The 20,138-nt window shown below is 46.0% G+C and carries 16 protein-coding genes; 8 read left to right on the top strand and 8 right to left on the bottom strand.

The features are described 5' to 3' along the window. Window positions 1-226: 226 nt before the first annotated feature. Genes L4C42_RS17440 through L4C42_RS17425 form a run of 4 tightly spaced genes read left to right on the top strand, consistent with a single transcriptional unit; the run spans window position 227 to window position 4,192 of the window. The gene (locus L4C42_RS17440; RefSeq protein ID WP_418642590.1) at window positions 227-1,183 is read left to right on the top strand and encodes an HlyD family secretion protein; all 957 of its coding nucleotides are present in this window, start codon (window positions 227-229) and stop codon (window positions 1,181-1,183) included. After that, window positions 1,184-2,110, top strand: a complete 927-nt coding sequence (locus tag L4C42_RS17435) for an ABC transporter ATP-binding protein (RefSeq protein ID WP_353498820.1) — start codon at window positions 1,184-1,186, stop codon at window positions 2,108-2,110. Then, window positions 2,107-3,207: an ABC transporter permease gene (locus L4C42_RS17430; RefSeq protein WP_353498819.1), complete on the top strand. Its 1,101-nt coding sequence runs from the start codon at window positions 2,107-2,109 to the stop codon at window positions 3,205-3,207. Before L4C42_RS17435 ends, L4C42_RS17430 begins: the two co-directional genes overlap by 4 nt. A 55-nt stretch (window positions 3,208-3,262) precedes the next feature. Continuing rightward, a complete protein-coding gene (locus tag L4C42_RS17425; protein ID WP_429761458.1) occupies window positions 3,263-4,192 on the top strand; it encodes a LysR family transcriptional regulator in 930 nt (309 codons plus the stop codon). Between the two features lie 97 nt (window positions 4,193-4,289). Here L4C42_RS17425 and L4C42_RS17420 read toward each other — a convergent pair whose 3' ends face one another. The 6 genes from L4C42_RS17420 to L4C42_RS17395 form a co-directional block, all read right to left on the bottom strand. Beyond that, the gene (locus L4C42_RS17420; protein ID WP_162631331.1) at window positions 4,290-4,979 is read right to left on the bottom strand and encodes an oligogalacturonate-specific porin KdgM family protein; all 690 of its coding nucleotides are present in this window, start codon (window positions 4,977-4,979) and stop codon (window positions 4,290-4,292) included. 311 nt (window positions 4,980-5,290) lie between these two features. After that, window positions 5,291-6,466, bottom strand: a complete 1,176-nt coding sequence (locus tag L4C42_RS17415) for a tetratricopeptide repeat protein (RefSeq protein WP_418642612.1) — start codon at window positions 6,464-6,466, stop codon at window positions 5,291-5,293. A 121-nt stretch (window positions 6,467-6,587) separates the two neighbouring features. Then, window positions 6,588-7,424: a MalM family protein gene (locus L4C42_RS17410; RefSeq protein WP_418642613.1), complete on the bottom strand. Its 837-nt coding sequence runs from the start codon at window positions 7,422-7,424 to the stop codon at window positions 6,588-6,590. A gap of 64 nt (window positions 7,425-7,488) precedes the next feature. Next, window positions 7,489-8,790 (bottom strand): maltoporin LamB, encoded by a 1,302-nt coding sequence (lamB, locus tag L4C42_RS17405; protein WP_353498815.1) that lies wholly within the window; start codon window positions 8,788-8,790, stop codon window positions 7,489-7,491. A gap of 468 nt (window positions 8,791-9,258) precedes the next feature. Then, on the bottom strand, window positions 9,259-10,155 hold the full coding sequence (locus L4C42_RS17400; RefSeq protein ID WP_429761454.1) for a MalM family protein: 897 nt from the start codon (window positions 10,153-10,155) through the stop codon (window positions 9,259-9,261). Between the two features lie 80 nt (window positions 10,156-10,235). Then, window positions 10,236-11,573, bottom strand: coding sequence for a maltoporin (locus L4C42_RS17395; RefSeq protein WP_429761452.1), 1,338 nt, complete (start codon window positions 11,571-11,573; stop codon window positions 10,236-10,238). A 438-nt stretch (window positions 11,574-12,011) separates the two neighbouring features. Here L4C42_RS17395 and glgX point away from each other — a divergent pair, with 438 nt between their 5' ends. Together glgX and L4C42_RS17385 are read left to right on the top strand one after the other, a co-directional pair. Continuing rightward, a complete protein-coding gene (glgX, locus tag L4C42_RS17390; RefSeq protein WP_353498812.1) occupies window positions 12,012-13,973 on the top strand; it encodes a glycogen debranching protein GlgX in 1,962 nt (653 codons plus the stop codon). A 167-nt stretch (window positions 13,974-14,140) separates the two neighbouring features. Next, a complete protein-coding gene (locus L4C42_RS17385; RefSeq protein WP_429761450.1) occupies window positions 14,141-15,931 on the top strand; it encodes a sensor domain-containing diguanylate cyclase in 1,791 nt (596 codons plus the stop codon). Window positions 15,932-16,022: 91 nt separating this feature from the next. Here L4C42_RS17385 and L4C42_RS17380 read toward each other — a convergent pair whose 3' ends face one another. Then, window positions 16,023-16,898: a LysR family transcriptional regulator gene (locus tag L4C42_RS17380; protein ID WP_042500572.1), complete on the bottom strand. Its 876-nt coding sequence runs from the start codon at window positions 16,896-16,898 to the stop codon at window positions 16,023-16,025. A gap of 148 nt (window positions 16,899-17,046) precedes the next feature. After that, entirely contained in the window at window positions 17,047-18,204 is a 1,158-nt protein-coding gene (locus L4C42_RS17375) for a BamA/TamA family outer membrane protein (RefSeq protein ID WP_353498810.1), read from the bottom strand. Between the two features lie 544 nt (window positions 18,205-18,748). Between L4C42_RS17375 and L4C42_RS17370 the strand changes: the two genes are divergently transcribed. Further along, the gene (locus tag L4C42_RS17370; RefSeq protein ID WP_429761447.1) at window positions 18,749-19,444 is read left to right on the top strand and encodes a DUF2057 family protein; all 696 of its coding nucleotides are present in this window, start codon (window positions 18,749-18,751) and stop codon (window positions 19,442-19,444) included. A 61-nt stretch (window positions 19,445-19,505) separates the two neighbouring features. After that, on the top strand, window positions 19,506-20,114 hold the full coding sequence (locus L4C42_RS17365; protein ID WP_353498808.1) for a GDSL-type esterase/lipase family protein: 609 nt from the start codon (window positions 19,506-19,508) through the stop codon (window positions 20,112-20,114). Window positions 20,115-20,138 lie beyond the last annotated feature (24 nt).

Genomic DNA, 20,138 nt, shown 5'->3' with positions numbered 1-20,138 from the left:
GATTATCGAAAATACAATCAATATTCTGGACTCACGATATAGACACTGTTAACACGCTCGCTCTGCAGTATCGCATAGCAAGATAAGTACAAAATTAATCGAAAGAAATCTATCCAGTCACCGAATCGCTAAAAAGCGACTTGACTTCATAACTTGATGAAATTCAGCTAGAAAATAGCCAACACCCTTCTAATATTGATAGTAGATCTCCATAGAAGGGTTGGGTATGAAACGTTCACTGCTAATCATTATTCCACTAGTCTTAGCTCTCCTTGGCTGCCAAAACGATGACAACGGCAAGGCATTAGGCACACTGGAAAGAGATCGTATTTCTTTTTCTTCCACAGCTAATGAGATCATTCGTGAGCTCCCCGTAAGAGAGGGAACCCGTGTCAAAACTGGTGATGTACTTGTCCGCCTTGATACTAAACGCCAAGAAGCCGTGCTAGCGCATGCCATCGCCGAAGAGGCTAAAGCTAGCGCTTACTTACTGCGTCTAACCAATGGTGAAAGACCGGAAGACATTGCTGCCGCCAAAGCGCAAGTCGATATGGCAGAAGCAAAACTCACCGAAGCTCAGAAAAACTATTCCCGCGCCTCTGAGCTAGTGCGAAAAAAACTCGCCAGCCAATCGCAAAAAGACCAAGCGGTCGCCAGCCGTGATACCGCCAGAGCCGAGTTAAACTCTGCCAATGAGGAATTTTCCAAACTCACCGCAGGCTCTAGACCCGAAGATATTACTCAAGCAGAAGCCGCGCTTGCCGCCGCTAAAGCCGATGTTGCTTTACAAACTCAACAGCTTGATGAGTTAACTATTACTGCCACTCGAGATGGCATCTTAGATAGCCTGCCGTATAACCTAGGCGAACGTGTTTCCGTTGGGGCGTTTGTTGCAGTGGTGCTCGCAGATCGTATCCCTTATGCCCGAGTCTATGTTCCTTCTTCTGTGCGCGTAAAGTTCGTTCCTGGACTGCAAGTTGATGTACACGTTGACGGTCTCGATGAGGTGTTAACTGGCAGCGTGCGCTGGGTGGCTGCCGACCCTTCGTTCACGCCTTACTATGCCCTCACAGAAGACGAACGCTCTCGACTTATGTATTTGGCCGAAATTGACCTTCCTGCAAGTGCAGAAAGCCTGCCGACTGGCGTCCCTGCTCAAGTCGACTTGCAAGGACTCAAATAGATGACAGACATTGCAGTAACAGCGACCAACTTGGTCAAAAAGTTTGGTGACTTTACCGCCATCAACGGAATTAACCTCTCTGTGCCTAAAGGCAGTATCTACGGGTTTTTAGGGCCAAACGGATGCGGTAAATCCACGACAATTCGCATGCTCACAGGTTTGCTAAAACCCACCGAAGGTGAGGTCAATGTGCTCGGCTTACAGATCCCCGAACAATCTGAAGCACTCAGGCTTAAAATTGGCTACATGACGCAAAAATTCTCTCTCTATGATGATTTGACCGTTCTTGAAAACCTTCAGTTCATAGGCCAGATATTTGGCTTAGATAGGGCTTTGCTGAAACAGCGAATCGCCGAGCAGATGACCATCTATGGGCTCACTAACCTCCAAAAGCAGCGAGTCGGCGGCATGAGCGGAGGACAAAAGCAGCGACTTTCTCTCGCTTGTGCCACCATGCATCGCCCCGAGTTGTTGTTTTTAGATGAGCCCACATCCGCCGTTGATCCTGAGAATCGTCGCGACTTTTGGGAACAGCTGTTTGATCTAAGTGATCAAGGCACCACGATACTGGTCACCACTCACTACATGGATGAAGCCGAGCGCTGTCATCGCTTAGCCATTATGGAATCCGGTGAGATGCGCGCCGATGGCGAACCAGAAACCCTAATGAACAACATGGGTGTCAACATCATTGAAGTAAAAGCCTCGAATCTTAGAGCGTTAAAAGAACGCCTCATTGCATGCCCAGAAGTACGCTCTGCCGCTCAGCTTGGTATTCGACTGCGTGTACTCATCTACCAGCAAGTTACCGATCCCATTAAGTGGCTCATTAACACATTTCCCGAGCTAGAAAATTGCGAACTCACACCAGCAAGACCTAGCCTCGAAGATGTCTTTGTCTCTGTCACAGGAGAAGGCCGACAATGAAAAGTTTCACTCGTATGAGCGCCATTATGGTGAAAGAGATCCGCCAGCTTTCACGCGATCGCATCACCTTTGGCATGGTGATTATGATCCCACTCATTCAGCTTATTCTGTTTGGCTTTGCCATGAACACGGACGTCCGCAATATACCGGTTGCTATCGTGGATAAAAGTGAGTCAGCGCCTGGTCGGGTGATTGTAGAAGCCGTCAAAGTCACTCAAGTGGTGAATGTCAAAGCTCAATACGCCACCGTAAAGGAAGCAGAAACGGCGATTAGAGAAGGCGTCGTGCGCGCCGCATTAATATTACCAACCAACCTAACCCAGCGTATCACGCACCAAGAAACACTTGGGCAGTGGCTTGTGGATGGTTCTGATACCATGGTAAGTGCAGCCTTACTCTCACTGCAAACTATGCCGATAGCGGAGTTTGCTATCGCAGGGTATCAGCCCAACCAAACCAAAACTTTTGAAGCAACCTTGCTATATAATCCCAGCCAGCGCTCTGCGGTCAACATCGTGCCTGGTCTGCTTGGGGTGATATTGACCATGACCATGATCCTGTTTACCAGCGCGGCCATCGTGCGCGAACGAGAGCGGGGCAACTTAGAGCTACTTATCACCACGCCGATCCATTCGCTTGAATTGATGATTGGCAAAATCGTGCCCTATATCTTCATCGGTCTTATCCAAATTTTCATTATTTTAGGCTTGGGCTACCTCATTTTCAGCGTTCCCATTAATGGGCAAATCAGCCAGATACTACTCGGTAGCTTACTGTTTATTGCCGCTAGCCTCACCTTAGGGCTGGTGATTTCAACCATCGCTCAGACCCAGCTACAAGCGATGCAAATGACCGTGTTTATTCTGCTTCCCTCCATTCTACTCTCTGGCTTTATGTTCCCCTACGAAGCCATGCCCACTGCCGCTCAGTGGATTGCAGAAGCTTTACCGGCCACTCACTTTATGCGCATGATTCGAGGAATTATTTTACGCGGTGCTGATTTAGCAGACGTATGGCGAGATACACTTTGGCTGGCTGGATTTACCTTCATCGGTATTGTTGTAGCTGCGCTAAGATTTAAGAAGAACTTGGACTAACCGAGCCATTCATATCGGCTATCCAACCATTACAACAAATTGACAAGGAAGCACTATGGTTTCGAATAAACAAAATAGCAAGAAGTTCGATCTCAACTTGTTGCGAGTGTTTGTCTCGACCTATGAAACACAGTCTGTCACTAAATCAGCTGAAGAATTGGATTTAACACAATCGTCAGTCAGTAACGCACTGTCAAGACTAAAAGGCGCACTTGGCAGTGAACTGTTTACCCGAACAGGACGAGGCATTAAACCGACAAGGTTTGCGGTCGACTTGTACGAGCACATACATGAACACTTGTTGGGTATCGATAAGGTAATGGAAGGGTTGGACAGCTTCGACCCACTCACTAGCCGGCGAAGCTTTGTAATCTATTGCCATGAAGCGGCTCTACTGCGGCTTCAAAAACAGCTCCATGTTCTTGACAAGTACCCAGGCATCTCTTTAATCCTAAAAGAGCTACCTCCCAATGATGCACGTATTTATGAGGACTTAAGGCTCGAAAAAGTCGATCTTGTCATTGACGTAGCCCCACCTGACGGTCGCGTTTTTCAGTCACAGCTTTTGCACAGCGACGGTCTAGTCTGCATTGCAAGTCAGCATCATCCTCGACTCAAGAATGGCCAAATGACCAAACAAGTCTACATGGAGGAAAGCCATGCGCTGCTAAACATTCGTCGCGATAATCTCACTTTTGTTGAATGGTTAGTCAGCGATGTTTTGCCTCCTAGGCGTACCCACAGCCAACATTCATCACTACTAGGCATGTTGCCTTCTATTTCTCAATCCCAGGCAATTGCAACCGTCCCTGAGACGTTATTTGAGGAGTATGGTGAGATGTTCCACTTACAGTCACTACCGTTCCCTTTTGAGACTAAAACCTTTGACACTTATATGGTTTGGCCGAGCAAAATGGCACGTAATTCAGCATTAACTTGGATACAGCGTCTAGTGAAGTCGCTATTGGAAAAGCGTCATGTATAGCAAACTGATTAGTTTTACTGAACCAAAAATACAGAAACGCCGCTCAATGCATGTGCGGCGTTTCGATATTCAATTCGTTATCTCTGACTAAATCAGATTAGAAGTTGAACGTTACACCCACACGAACGCGGTTTTCAGTTTTCACTTCAGCGTTTTGACTTACGTAAGTCTTGTCTAGGATTTGGTAATCTAGGTAAGGTGCCCACGTGTCGAAACCAGTGTATTTAACTTGGAACGTGTGTTCCCATTTGCTGTCTGCACGAGAAAGATCGCTGTTGATCTTACCGCCGTTGTTTTGTGCGATGTAAGCTGGGTTATATTCTAGGTTGAAGTCTGAAACGTTGTAACCTACCCATGCGTCAACTTGGTTTGTGTTCTCAACACCGTCAGTTGCCGCTTGGAAACGGTAACGTGCAGCCGTGTAGAAGTTACCTGTTGCGTAAGTCGCTTTTAGGTAAGGACGGTATTCTGAGTGGCTAGTACCGTTCCAGTAAACGAAACCCGGAGTTAGAGTTACGTTGTCGTTGATTGCGTAGTTGTAGTTTAGCTCGGTCTCGAACGCTGCTACTTTGTGGTCGTCTTGGCTAAACGCGCTATCGCCGTGGCCTTGAGTACCTTCTAGGTGAATTTCCCAATCTTCAGCAAAGCCCATGCCTGTGCGAACACGGCTTTCATAAGTTTTTGCTTCTGTGTTGTAAGCGCCACGAACGTCAACGTAGTTTGCGCTTGCTGGAAGTGCTACTGCAGCAACGAGTGCCGCTGCTAATGTCATTTTAAAAGTTTTCATTAAAGAGCTCCGTATAGAACAGGAATGCCAAAAATGGCACGGATTTAATGTGCGAACGACAAGGCCACTGCCAAGCATCCTTGAAGGTCACACCGAAACTGAGCTCAGAATATTTTTTTGAACATTGTTTTTGTCATGGAAGTGTCAAAGACAAACATTGAGTGATATCGATCACACCAAAGTAGTCCATAAAACAACTCAAATGAACATTAAGGAAAGGTAAAAATAACAATAGTGAAACAGAAATTCACATGTGATTCATTAAGGTCATATGTGATAAGTCGAAAGACCAAATTTGAGTAAAGACTACTTTATTGTGAATAGTGAGTATCATAACTGGAGTAGCTGTATGAGCTTGCCGTGTCCTCGGTAGCGTCCTCAATATTTGAAGAGATAGTGCTCTCAGCCTCGCTAGGCTTGGCCTCTGGCGACACTTCGTTTTGAGTTGTAGAGGCCGGTTCCTGCTCTCCATCCTGTACTAACCCAAATAAAGGTAACTCCCGTTTGTAGAGTTTGTTTAGGGCACGAATCAACGAGTGTTTGACGACGGGACCAAACTGCAGTTTTTTCAAAACAGGCTTAGCCAATGACTGCAGTCCAACCACTGAATCAACGCCCAACGTGCTGCCCACTGCATCACGAGCCGATTTAGCGGGCTCATAGCCCATGTACGCAGACATAAATAGCCAAATATAAGCGATAGCTGCGCCATTCGGTTTTACATCACGCCACGCTTCACCGGCAAAATACATCGCTTCGACGTTGCCCTTTTCGGCCGCACGTTCAAGCCAGTAACATGCGCGCTGACCGTCTTGCTCCACGCCAACGCCATTTAAGAAGTTGAGGCCAAGCTTGGTCATTCCTTCTTCGCTTTGTTTGTCCGCGGCTTTTTCAAACCACTGGGTGGACTGCTTTGGTGACGGTACAGGGTTCTCGGGAGAAATGCTCCAATCTCCCATAAACAGAATCGCTTCAAGGTTGCCTTCTTCAGCGACCTCTTGAATTTTAGCGACGCCTCTTGGGATATTGCGCTCAACACCTTGACCAAATATTTGCGCTTTCGCAGCTTCAAACTTAGCGTGAACGTCACCTTCTGCACCCGCTATACATAATCGCCAATAATTGGCTTGTTCGCGAAGAACGAGGTCTTCGCGCTTTTTGTCGCTAAGGCGAACAATGCCGTACATTGAGGTAATATTGTCGAGCTCTGCGCCTTTGTGATACCAATATAGCGCTTCGTTAGGTTTGCTTCTCTCTGCTTCTTTGGCGAGATAGAGAATGGTTGGTACATGACCGGTCTCGGCTTTGAAGACGCGATCTTGCCTCTCTTGCTGACGCGCTTTTTCCATCGCTCGACGATAGGCGGCCTCTCGCGCAAGACGCTCTTCCTCCATACGCTTCTTGCGCAGTGAGAGCGAGAACATCCAGACGAACACCAGCAACAGTGACAAGCTGGTAGCGCCAATAGCAATGGTAAGTGTCGACATAATTGAGTGGCTTTTGTGGTAACGGTTACTCTCTATAGTAACGGCTGATTGCGCCAACAATTAAGTGCGATTGTCGATCAACACCACGCTTTTACACTAATCGGTCAATTATTCTTCCGTTTTACTGCGAAGCAGCAGCATTCACCGCTTTGTTGAACGCCTCGCGCGCACCCTCCACGCCAAGTGACTCAGCCTCTTCGAGTAAACTCACTGCTTTTTTTAACTGGTTGTTATCAACTGCATGGGTGATCGCTTGACGATAAAACTCACTCGATTCTTGAGTCGCTTTTGCCGCAATGACCTTGCTCTGAGTGACTTGTTCATCACTTGGGGTTGGATTGGCCTGTGACTTGCGGCCATCAATGGCAATAATAACCTCACCTTGATCACTAAAAGGTACCTGAATATCTTTCACCTCAGGCAAATAGTTCCCGCGAGCTTTAGCATCAAGTTTTGCTGGATGAGTTACCGTCACGCTGCGAGTCGCGGCTTCCGGTTTGGTGTACACCACCAGCATGAGCTTTGAGTTTGCACTTGGCGCAACAAACGTGAAGTTAAGAGCTAATCGATTTCCCAAGTGAAAACGTGCAGGCAGATACTCAAACTCATTCAAATCATATTGCTCAACCACGCTACCATCATCACGGATAACTGCCACATAAGGAGCAAAGGCAGAAGAAGATATCAGGCTAGTGATTGTAATATCGAGCGCACCTGAAGTTAGGGGTAGTGAGACGACTGCAACTGGACTCTCAACACCGTCTATGACATAGCGCTGGCTATTCTCATCAATTCGAAATGTCTGTTCACTCGGTGCTTTCATAGCCAGCATGTTAAGGCTAGCGGGATCGAAAATCGTTGCCTGAGAGCGAAGCGGCGCTTGCTCGACAACTTCAGTGCTTTGACATCCAGCGAGTAACAAGCAGCTACTAATCAGGGTCGTCGATAGTTTGATCATGTTCGTCTCCAAAAAAGGGCGAAGTCACCTTCGCCCTTCGTCTATTAAATTAATGAGTAAAACGTTAGAACCACGCTTCTACTTGTACGCCTACAAGGAACTCGTTTTTCTTTGATTTGTCTGCAAGCTGTGCGCTGTCCGAACGATCATTTAGATAAGTGCCATATACGCGAATTTCAGGACGAGCAAAGAAGCCTTCACCCATAGAAAAAGCCTGCGCAACCGTCAACTTGCTGCCTTTTTTATTACCGTAATTGCTGTAGTTTTCAACGTAAGTACCCGCTTCAAATACCGTACGCACTGTGTCAGTCCATTGGTACATTGGGCGAATTACCGCAGAGAACAAATCATGGTCAGTCTTAGCACGGTTCGTCGCTGAAATTGCCGCGTCTGTCGATCGTGCAGCAAGGAATTGGTGACCCATTTCCCACTTCTCACCTAGGCTAATCACACCCCAGTTCAATAGTCGAACACCTTGTGCATCGTTGTTCGCACCGTCGCGGCGATCGAAATTACCACCGTTACCAAGGTCGGCCATTTGTGCGCCGTACGCGCTGTTACCGTATTGCACAACCGTTTGGTTAAAGCCGGCTTCCATATTTTGGTGAAGAATAGCGGTAACCAATGCGCCATCATCGGCTTGTACGTTGGTATTACCTGAGGCAGTACCCGTTGAGAAGTTGTACGCACCTGCAACCTCTAGTGTTGCATCTTCCCAAAGGTTAATGTTCGCTAGACGTACGTCAGCGATGTAACCTTTGACTTCATCTTCTTTGTATTTATCTTGCTGCTCCCAGCTACCTTCAACACCAGGGTTAGTACCAGGCTTTTGTACCCACTGTTTGCCATCAAGCGTTTTTTGCTTTGAGCTACTGTCTTCAACAAGCGCAAGCGACAGTTTTTGATTACCTACAGAGATGTTCTCGATACCACCACCAGTACCAGATGTGTTTAAGAAGTAGAAGTCCGTGATGTGTACGTCACGACGTTGGTAGTAACGCTTACCAGCCCATACGGTCGCTTCTTTGTCTGAACTGAACAGACCCGTCGCTTGAACGTTATACTGTGCGACGTTGAAGTCACCATCTTGCCAGCCATTTGTGCCGCTGTTGCCAGAAGCAATCATCGATTCCACGCGCCACGTTTGCTCACCCGTTTTTAGATCTTTACCAAAACCGAACTCTGAGTAGTTGTCGTTCTCGTTACCTAGACGACCCACTTTTTGCTTCTCGTAGTTGGCATCGCCAGTTCCGTTTGAACTAAGCGCAGTGCCCGCACGAAAATAACCAAAATAATCCACAGCGAAAGACGGCGCAGCAACAAGTGCAGTAGAAACAGCTGCAGCGACTAAACATAATTTTTTCATTATTAACTCCGATTTTTATCGTTATATTTCTCAATCGACATTCAAAAAGGCAGCAGAATGTAAGATGTGGTGAGAAAGTTGTCGGAGAGGAGAATAATGATGTGTATTTTGATGGAATAGGGGCTGTTATTGATAATAGTGGCAGTACTTCTAAGCACCTCCCCTTATTCATCAATAGTACTTGGCTACGGTTTTGGAACTTTCATTTTCATTACGGAATGAAATTTGACGTTGAGCACGGAAAAACCAGAATGATGCCAGTAAAAAACGGCTTGAGTCACACTTTCTAGGTGAAACAGCTCTTGAGTAACAAATGTCAGCTATTTGAACAATGTCACTTTTTGAGGTTAATTGGATGTGAACCTGAGAGCGGTATGGTTGCGGAGAAAAATATAAACCCCGAAAACATTGAGAGATAAATTATCTCAAATCATTTTCAGGGCTAATAATAACTATTTTATGAATGTGCTATTTTGCATTTATCGCTTTAACGAAGATCTCTTGAGCACCTTCAATATTCAGTGCTTTGGCTTCTTCAAGTAATGCAAGTGCTTTTGGAATATCATCTGCTTTCACTGCCGCTTCTATTGAAGTGAAGTAATAATTCGACGTTTCCGGCTGAGCAGTCACACTGCTTACTGCGGCTGCTGTACCAGCTGCAGCTGCTGTTGCAGTAGTTGCATTTAACTTCGGATCAATTGCTTCGGCTGGTGTTGCTGGTGCTTTGTTTGAACTTGGCAGCAGCGAGAATGAACTTGGAGTCGATAGTTTAACATTCACTAAGCCGCTCTGACTGTGGCTGACTACTGGGTCGGCAATCATCGGCGGCTCATTGCGCTTCGCAATCGCCATCGCTTTAGCAGGATGGATAACAGTCGTTGTCTTGGCAGTATCCGCGTCTGTTGTGAAAATAATAGCGTTTACACGCGTAGTAGAAAGTGGCAACGTGACAGAGACTTCTCCGGCTAAAGCTTCGCCGGTAATAAAGTCATTTCTATCATAATCAAACGCTTTAGAGTTAAACACTTTCAGTAAGTTGTAATCTTGATCGTACAATGCAAGGCTTGGCGCGAATACTTCAAGATTCTTCATTGGCGCAGTAAGCGCTATGCTAACGGTTTGTCCAACTGGCTCGAACGAAAAGCCTGCTATACGACTACTAATTTCACCGTTGCTAAGTCTTTGCGTTTGTTCATTGAACTCAAAGGTAAATGCAGATGGAACAGATACATTATTCCACTGTACTGAGCTCGTTGCAGAAATAGCCGACAACTCGACTGAGCTCGCTTGGTTTGATACATCGACAGCACTTGAACACCCTAACAGTGCCATCAGCCCAAGAGAAGAAATTAACATCCGTTTCATAGAATCACCTTAAAGAGAAATAGCCAGCTTTTACACTGGCTATGTTTTTACACAGTATGTAAAGATACTAGGTTGCTAGATTACCACCAGGCTTCAACCTGAGCACCAAACATTAGATCATTTTTCTCAACGGCTAAGTCACCGCTGTATTTACTTGCGAATACGCGAATTGCAGGACGAGCCCAGAAGTTGTCACCCGCTTGCCATTGTTGTGCGATAGTGATTTTGTTCAGGTCTTGCTTCTCTGCACCCCAGTCAGCACCGAAGTCTTGCTGGAAGTAACCAACTTCTAAGATAGTGCTCATAGTCTCAGACCACTTGTAGCCTGGACGAGCTACGATGCTCATAGCCGTTGCATCGTCACCATCTGTGCCTTTATCAAGTTGAGCATATACGAACGAGTAGCCTAGGTTCCACTTCTCACCTTCTACCACACCCCAATCGATGAAGCGGTAAGATTTGCGACCTTCTTGACCCGTTTCCATGTTGTAAGAATCACCTAGGTGGTTACCTACGAAACCAGCCCATGCGTAGCCTTCAGTAGAGATTTGAACAGCTGCTTTGTTGAAACCAAGGCTGTGACCTTGCGTATGTTCAGCAGTGAATGAGACACCAAACTTGTCTAGACCGTAGTCACCAAAATTGCCGTCTGGGTTGTTCTCTTGGTCTTTTTGTGCATCTGTGTGAGATGGCTGAGCACCAAGAAGAATGAACTCCATGCTACCGCCTTCGTTGGTCTCAATACCAGTTAAACGAAGGTCAAATGTGTTGGCCGTTGAATAAACCTGTGTACCTTCTACTGGAACTAGTTCGCCACCAACATCTTTCATCACAGGCGCTTTCCACTTGTGCTGCACTGCAGCCGCGTGGAACTTAGCAAAACCAAGATCGATGTTCTCGATACCAACACCGTTACCTGAGTTGTTTACGTAGTACATATCTAGGATATGAATGTCTTTACGACCGTAGTAACGGTTACCCGCCCAAAGCTTCATGCCGTTAGCCATGCTGTAGTCAGCCCAAGCTTCACGGAAAGACGCACGTTGACCGCTCCACGGGTCAGCTGGATCGCGACCGATAGATTGGAATGAGTTGCCACGGTAGTCAAGGCCACCATCTTCGTATGTGCCGAATGCAAGCAAAGTATGTAGGTTGAAAGTGCCACCATCTTGCGCAGTCCACGCTTCATTTACGTTAAGAGCTAACTCACCGTACACATCACACTCATCACCTAGACGACCAACAGCGTGACCAAAAGTTGTTGGGCCGCCATTACCGTAACAGTATTGAGATCCACCATCAGCGTTTGCGCCGAAACCTGCACGGAAATAACCGTGATAATCCACTTGTGCAGCTGATACAGTACCAGCAGCCAATACACCTACCACCGCAGCAGCAATTACACTTACTTTTTTCATTTAGAAAACTCCGTTTAACTTATTGTTATATTCAATTTCTTTGTTTCTAAAACGCTTCAGAGGCAGTACCGAAGTGTCTCAGACTTGAAATATCGGTTAGGGTCCCGAGTTGATTGAACAATTGCAGATTAACGAAGTCGTGTAATGGAAGCGTCCTCCACCCTATAGATAGTTAAGGGGGATGAGAAAGGAGTAGAAAAATAACCGTATGGCGTTTTTTTAGGGCAGATCACAATTCAAGGGGGGAGTAGCATAGATGGGAGTAATGTTTTGACGCGCACAATATGCTTTACATCACTATTTTTAACTTTTAGGTAAGAAAACTGAAATTAAATTACATTTAAATTTCTGTGATCTTCGCTTGACCTAAAGTTTACAAAGCTATTAACTAGTGAAAGTAAGATTAATGTCATTCACGAACAAATAGAAAAAATCTCTATGACGCAACATCAATCTAGCCCTTATCCGCTGGGTGCAACACTGGATGAAGCCGGTTGTAACTTTGCTATTCATGCACCCGATTGTGAGGCTATTTATCTCGCTCTCTATGATGACAACGACAAACAAGAGTTGTTCCCACTTTTTAACAATTATGCCGGAATCAAGCATATTCACCTTAGCGGCATAAAAGCCGGGCAACGTTATGGTTTTGTCATAGAATCGTGCGAAGAACGTCAGTACATAGCCGATCCCTACGCAAAAGCATTAGACAAAGCACTGCATTATGTTCCACCATTTTCAGCTGAAAAAAGCTTTAAACTGCCGACTTGCGTGGTCGTTGATGATGCCTTTGACTGGCAACAAGTAAGATCACCCAACATTCCTCGTGAAGAGATGGTGTTATTTGAAACTCATGTAAAAGGGGTTTCTAAACTCAACCCGCAAGTGCCTACTTCAGAGCGTGGCACCTATCTTGGATTGGTCAGTGATGCCATGCTCACATTCTACAAAGAGCAGAACATCAATACCCTTCAGCTACTTCCAATTGCTGCTTGTATGCACGAGCCTCATCTTCTACAAATGGATAAGGTGAACTACTGGGGCTACAACCCTTATGTGTTTATGGCTCCCGATCCACGCTATGCCCACCAAGATGCGGTGGAAGAGCTCAAAACCACCATTCGTGAACTGCATAGAGCAGGTATCGAAGTGATTCTTGATGTGGTCTACAACCACACTGCTGAAGGTGGCGATCAAGGTCCGGTCTTTAACTTAAAAGCTTTAGATTCTAAATTCTACCTTCGCCATGGCGAGTACTTCGCGAACTACACCGGTTGTGGCAACACCGTCGATCTCAATTATCAGCCAGCGCTCAACTTAGTCATGGACACGCTGCGTTACTGGGTACAAGAGTTTAAAGTCGATGGATTCCGCTTCGATTTGGCGGCAACACTGGGTCGTAACGGTGATCACTTTAATCGTGAAGCGGCCTTTTTCCGCGCGGTCGCTCAGGATCCTATTCTCAAGATGACCAAATTGATTGCCGAGCCTTGGGATATCGGGCCAAACGGGTATCAAGTCGGAAACTTCCCATTTGGCTGGAATGAATGTAATGACCGTTTGCGTGATATCACACGTAGCTTCTGGCGTGGCGATCAAGGTTACTTGAAAGAGTTTGCGACGCGTATAATGGGCTCCCGCGATTTGTATAGCGCTGCCAATTGGCCGTATAAGTCGACCGTCAACTACATCACTTATCACGATGGCTTCACCATGCAAGATCTTGTCTCGTACAAGCATAAGCACAACGAAGCCAATGGTGAAAACAACCGAGACGGCCACGGAGACAATCGCTCAAACAACTATGGCGTAGAAGGCGCAACGGACAACCCTGTTGTCCTCGCTACCCGTGAGAAGCAAAAACGCAATTTCATGGCTACTTTGCTGTTCTCGTTTGGTATCCCACACATCCTTACTGCAGATGTGCTATCGCATACCCAGCAAGGCAACAACAACGCCTACTGCCAAGACAACGAAATAAGTTGGCTCAATTGGGAAACCAGTGAAGCTAAACAGCATTTCAAACAGTGGCTTTCGGAAATGCTGGCTGCACGCCAAGAGTATATGGTACCGTTCATCCGCGCCTTTAGCGGTGAAAAACGCAACGACAACCGCATTTTTTGGAGTCGCGTCGACGGCAAATTAATGAGCATGGAAGATTGGAACCGACTAAGCAGTGTCGCTCTGCACATCGGCATTGGTGAAGAGGGTGACGAACTGGTCTATCTCATCAACCAAACCAAAGCTCCGGCTCGTTTCTCTTTGCCGAATGACCGCAATCAAGTTTGGAAAACCATCTGCGATACCCATATCTCAGATGCTGAAGTCGGTCATGCTGAAGGGGAAATCTTGCAAGCGCCTATGTCGATGGCCATTTTGCATTATTCCGCTCAGTCTTAACTGACAACATTGCCACTAGATTGGTCGTTAATCACCCACAAAGAGCTCACTTGTTGAGCTCTTTTTTATTTGAATTGATCTGAGTTATTAATAAACCAATTAAGTCTTTAAAAGCACTCCATAATCAGTGATAGTAATGACGTAGTGTTCAATTTGTTTTATATGTTATGTCGTTACCTAAGCTGTTGCTCCGCCTGTTTAAACCGCTCACTTTTGTGTTGATTGCGGTGCTCATTTATCTCTCCTATCAGCACTATCTGCACTCTCAGTCACTGGCGAAATCTCAATCTCAAGATAATGTAAAGGTGGCGACAGCCTTAATCTGGTCGCAAATCGAAGCGACTTTTGCAAAGGTAGATCTGTTACAAGAGCAAGTCGGTACAACTAACTTTGCGCCTCTTGCCAACCAAATACTTGCCAACAGTTATTTGTACAAAAGCGTTGCGGTTTATGATCGACGAGCAGATCAATACGCAAACTTTAACGATGACCGGCTCACTACAAACAGCAAACGCAATATTGAGTGGCATACCTTTGATGGGTTTACCAGACAATACGCCGTCTCAACTTTATATCAAAAATCCGATGGGATTTGGGTGTTTGCCATCAAGCAGGTTCAGTATCACAGCCCAATCGAAGTGTGGTTTGAAGTGGATGTTCAGCACACCACGCAATATCTATCGAACCTAAAAACACTGAATAACGGTTATGTCTTTGTCATTGACAGTATGACGGGGAAATTGGTATTTCATCCCAATCCAAACCGCATTGGTACCTCTTCGATTAGCTATCAAGGTGGGCTGAAGGAGCAGGTTGACGCAGGGAGAACACGTGGCAGCTATGACTACTTTTACAATGGCGAACTAAAGAAAAGCATTTTCGATGCTCGAAACCCAATTGGCTGGGTCGTCGTGTCCGGTACCAGTCAAACTGATATCCTGTTTACGTCTTACCAGATTTCTTTAACGGCCATCGTCGTATTCGCGCTGCTGTTTTTAATTATATCGGTCAACTACATCACCTTTCAGTTGAACCTAGGGCTGTCTCAACTGACTTTAGCGACAAACATGGCAGCCTTTAAGCAAGACTTGAAACATATCTTTGATCGCTTTACCTACCACGGTGGGGTTCAGTTTTGCCTATATGATGAAAAGGCAAACCAGTTCAATACTATCGATTATCACGGCAATACCAAAGCCAGCTACCAACTCGACAAGTTGCCAGCGTATTTTAAATCCCGTGGCATTAACTACCTTTACAGCAACGAGTACGATCCCCTTGCAAAGCAACTGCAGATAAACGGACGACACTACGCCCTTCCCCTCTATCACCACGATAGCTTGATAGGGGTTATTTATGTCAACAGTGTTTTCTACGCCTTCGAAGGACTCATGCGCGCAATACGTGACTTTTCTGAAGTGGCGTTGGCGAACCTATTGTTAAGCAAACAAGTGGCAATGAACGATCCTCTCACTGGTCTAGAAAACGAGCATCATTTGCGCCAAGAACTGACGAAAGCGAGTGATAGTGAATCACTATTTTATGCAGTGGTCGATGTGTGTGGCTTAACTACGATCAATGACCGTTATGGTAGCGATATTGGTGATAAAGCGATCAAGCAAGTTGCTAACGTTATAAAAAGAAGTTTTCCGAAACCTCAATCGCGCTGCCTGGCACGCACCAACAATGGTCATTTTGGTTTGCTGTTTAGCGCCAATAACTCTATCGATGCGCAAAAGCAACTCGAATGGTTAAGACAGCTTGTCGAAAAAAGCCCATTAGCCATTGATCAGGATGTTATTGGCCAAGCTGACATTGTCAGTACCGTCTCCATAGGGGCGACACCAATAGAGGGATCGGCTGACGGCACACTCAGCCTTGGTCTGAAAAACCTTCAGCAAGCAAAACTTCAAGGGCGAAACTTAGTGTATCTGTCTCCAAGCGAACTTAGAGCCTAAGTCGACCAAACACAAAAAAACCTCGCTGTTGAACGCGAGGTTTCTAATGCTGATGTGTCACTGGCTTAAACTGATTATTTGCGCTTTCTGCTTAAAAGACGCCCAGCATTTCACAAAGATATTTAGCCGCAGGACCTAGGCGTGTATTGGACTTCCAAAGGACATCTGCAGAGTTGAGCATTTCATAACGCTGGAACTCAGGTCTAAAGTCAATCAAGGTGCCCATGGCTTGCTTTTCGACGATGTAGTCTCTCGGTACGATTGCCCAACCAATTCCCTGCTCCACCAGCTTAATCACATCTTCTTGATCATCGGCTTGCCAGATATCTTGTGAGAATGCGCCTTGAGCCTTGAGTACTTTGTTCAGCATCATGCTGCGACAAACGATCTGTCTTTCACCAATCAAGGTTTCATTGCTGACTTGCTGCATATCAGCAAAGATGGAATCTGGGCTGCAAATACACACCCACTCAATGTTGGCAATAGAGATAAAGTCAACGCCTTCAGGTACCGCATCCGCCGCCAAGTTGAAGCCAAGTTCCACATCATCATTAATAATGGCACTCGTCAGATGGTGGGCACTCAAACGTGATACATCCACTTGAGTAAATGGAAAACGCTGCGACATTTTCTCAATCGCCGAATCCAGCAACGAGAATGGCAACAGAGGGTCAATGGCAATTTTCAGCGTATCTTCGACGCTGTCCACACTGGCTTTGGAGTAATTACGGATCCGCTCAGCTTGGCGCAACAACACTTTCGCTTGTGCCAGCATGCGCTCACCTTGCGGGGTAAGCTTAGGATATTTTGTGCTTCTATCGAAAAGCGTAATGCCTAAATCGAGCTCAAGGTTATTCACTCCGATACTTACAGAGCTTTGACTCTTACCAAGATGCCTCGCGGCCGCAGAAAATGAACCTTGCTCTGCCGCAGCGACGAATGCCACTAGCTGTTCAATATTCAGCATACTCAACCCTTTGATTAATTAATTAACAGGCGTACCATCGTAAAACAATAGCACATAAATTGCACCTAAATATAAGCACCACAAATGCTCACAACCCACTCATTCACAATGATTATTTGCAAGTATCAGGATGGCGATTAGTACGCAGTTAGAACGCTTCTCCAAATCGAATATAGAAGCTAGTGTTACCCATTTTCGATACCGCAGCATCGACACCTACAGTAAATCGCTCTTTGGCATTAAGTAAATACCTGACACCAATACCTGCTGACGGGATCACTTCTGACTTGACTGAGTTTGCAAATTGGCGGTCTTCATTGCGTACCACAGCGGCTCCAGCAAAGGCGACGCCGCTCCACAAAGTAGAAAACTTGTGGCGATATTCCACTTCAGCTTGATATACTGAGCTGCCTCGATACTTGTTCCAGTCCGCACCGCGTAAATCAGGCGTCACAAACTCATACTCCGGTGCGTCACCCAGCATTTCCTTACCAATCACTCGATATGCTAAGACATCATCACCAATTGGAAAATACTGACTAACCTCAGCATCTAAACGATGAAATGGCTTTCCTGTTCGTTTATCTTTGGAGTAATGAAGTGTGCTCAGATCAACATTGAGACCTTTTGTCGCCCCCATCATGTTATCTCTTGAGTCATAGGTCATAAGAAAGCCAATAGCGTGGTTACTGCCACTCATTTCTTGTTCAAACGCTTTCTTTATCGCTGGATCGGTTTTTTCATTGAGCTCAGCATTGCCGCCGCTCCACAGCCCTTGAACACCAAAATACAGATCATCGACAATTTGCTTACGAACTTCACCGTAGACAAAGTTGGAATAAGACGCGTATTGGGCGGCTTTCGGAAGCTGAGCACCGATACGACCTGTGTACTTAAGGTTTAGACTGAAGTGTCCAGCATAGAATCCTGCACGCCAAGCATCATGGGCGAACACGTGCTCGTGGCCAATGATGGCCATACCGCTGTCTGAATCTGTATATTGACCATAGAACATACTGGTCGATGGATTGGTTGCACCTTCTTCACGATCGTGAATGTACATCGCGTTTACACCTAGGCCTACGCCCAGCGCATCATCGGTAATTGGAACAGGGAAAGCCGCAAACTTTCTATCTGGGAGCGCTTCTGATTCCTCTTCAGCCTTGGTAGATTCTTCAGGCTTGACTAGGGTTGTTTCCGCCTGAGGCTTCTGCTTTTCAGTGGCTGTTGAGTCTTGTGCCATGGCAGGAGACGCCGAACACAGCGCGGCCAAGATCAAGGACAAAGGACGTTTTGACATCTTCAAATGAAATCTCTTTAAGTACAATAGGATTGACTACAATCGCACTGAGATTCCATTCATTTAACCCATCTGCTGTCTTGGGCCATTCAGTGCTCGTTAAACGATTCTCGCTTGGGGGGCGATGCTACTAGATTCAATTTTCATCGCCAAGCCAACCTATTCGATTTGCATATAGAAACCATTAGCAGCCAAGCGATTTAAATTTACGTGGTATTGTCCGGTTTCGTTAGCAATTTTCATCGCCTCACAACTAAGTCACCTGTTGCATTTGAGAGGATATTGGTTGCCTTAACTTAGTTAAATTGCTTTATATTCACAACATAAACAGCGAATTAGCAATTTTTATAAACTAAAAGCACAATAAAGCACCGAGTAATCCACGCCAATGTCAGTTTTTAAAGAAATTCAACCAACCCGTGCATCACAAGATTGCAAAGTGTCGCTAACCTAGGCAAGCTAGAAACCGAAAACTGAGCTAACCTCAACGTAAACATCTTTAGTTCACTTGAACACACCATGATTCACATATTCTGCTAGGGAAATAATAATGAAAGCATCCAATCTGATTGCTGCTGCGCTACTCGTCGGTTGTAGTAGCCTTGCGATGGCTGACGTGACCATCAAAATACCTGACAATGTTGATCTTCTTTCTGTCAATGCAGGCGACCCAACCACAGACTCAAGCGGTTTTTTCTCATCCGGTGAAACAGCCACGCTACCAGATGGCGTCAATCAAATCGTGTTTAAATATGAACCTTTCTTCGATGTGAATCGCGATGAAAGAAAAGTGATTTCTAGCAAAGCCATCATCGCCCGCTTTGAAGCAACAGATGCTGAATTGACCCTGAATGTCCCAACGTATCGAGACGCTCGCCAAGCGCAGAAAAACATTGATAACTTAGAGTGGTCGCTGACTGATAAGAACGAACAAGTTGTCCCTGTGGTTGAAGACAAACTTATCAAAGATGGTATGCAAATCGGTCGCGACTATAACCGTGAAGCTGATGACTACAACCGCAAAGGCGGTGTAGCAGCACTTACTGTTGCTACAACAGCAGCTGTCGTGACAACAACCGCAGCAGCCACAACAGCGGCGGCTACTACCGCGGCACAGCCAACTACGCTGCCGGCAACCGCTCCAGCCGCTGGTGACAACACAGCGGAAGAAATGCTGATGTTCTGGTACAACAAAGCGGACGCAGAAACCAAAGCGCGCTTTAAAGAATACGTTAGCAAGAACTGATCGCTCAAAAATTACCAAGCCGCTCCTATAGAGCGGCTTTTTCGATCTTAAGAGAACAACTATGAAAAACATCGTATTGCTCGGTGATAGCCTCACGGCTGGCTGGGGTCTTGCTAAAGGTGAAAACTGGTCATGTCAATTGATTAGCGAGTACCCCAACGTTTCATTTACCAACTGTGGTGTACCTGGCGACACGACAACGGGAATGCTGTCTCGATTCAAATCACAGGTACTAGAAGCAAAACCTGACGTTGTTGTGTTATTTGGCGGATTGAACGATCTCAACTGGGGCATCGACATTGGCGTTGTAGCCAGTAACCTAAATAGCATGATTGCTCAGGCTCAGCACCACGGTATTAAGCCGATCCTTGTTGTGACCAGTGCCATTGACCCTGTTGGCGCGCTTCCGATGTTTGGCAACGAGCCAAGCACCGTCGAACGTTTGAGACAGTCAGTAGAGACATTGAGTAGCGTGCACAGCAAAAAGCTTAAAATGATGTACGGTCATGGGGAGACGGGCATTGAAATCGTCGACGCCTACCAAGCGTTTGAAGCACACGCCCAGAAATATGGGTACAGCGACTTGTATCAAAACGACGGGATCCATCTCTCCAAATTGGGTGCAGAGATCATCTTTGATAAGCTCAATTGCCTAATCACAAAAATTTAGTGATTCAAACTAACAACAACGCCC

It is taken from the genome of Vibrio wakamikoensis (assembly GCF_050337275.1).
Taxonomy (GTDB): Bacteria; Pseudomonadota; Gammaproteobacteria; order Enterobacterales; family Vibrionaceae; genus Vibrio; species Vibrio chaetopteri.
The sequence above is the reverse complement of the archived record's forward strand: the minus strand, read 5'-3'. Positions and strand labels throughout refer to the sequence as shown.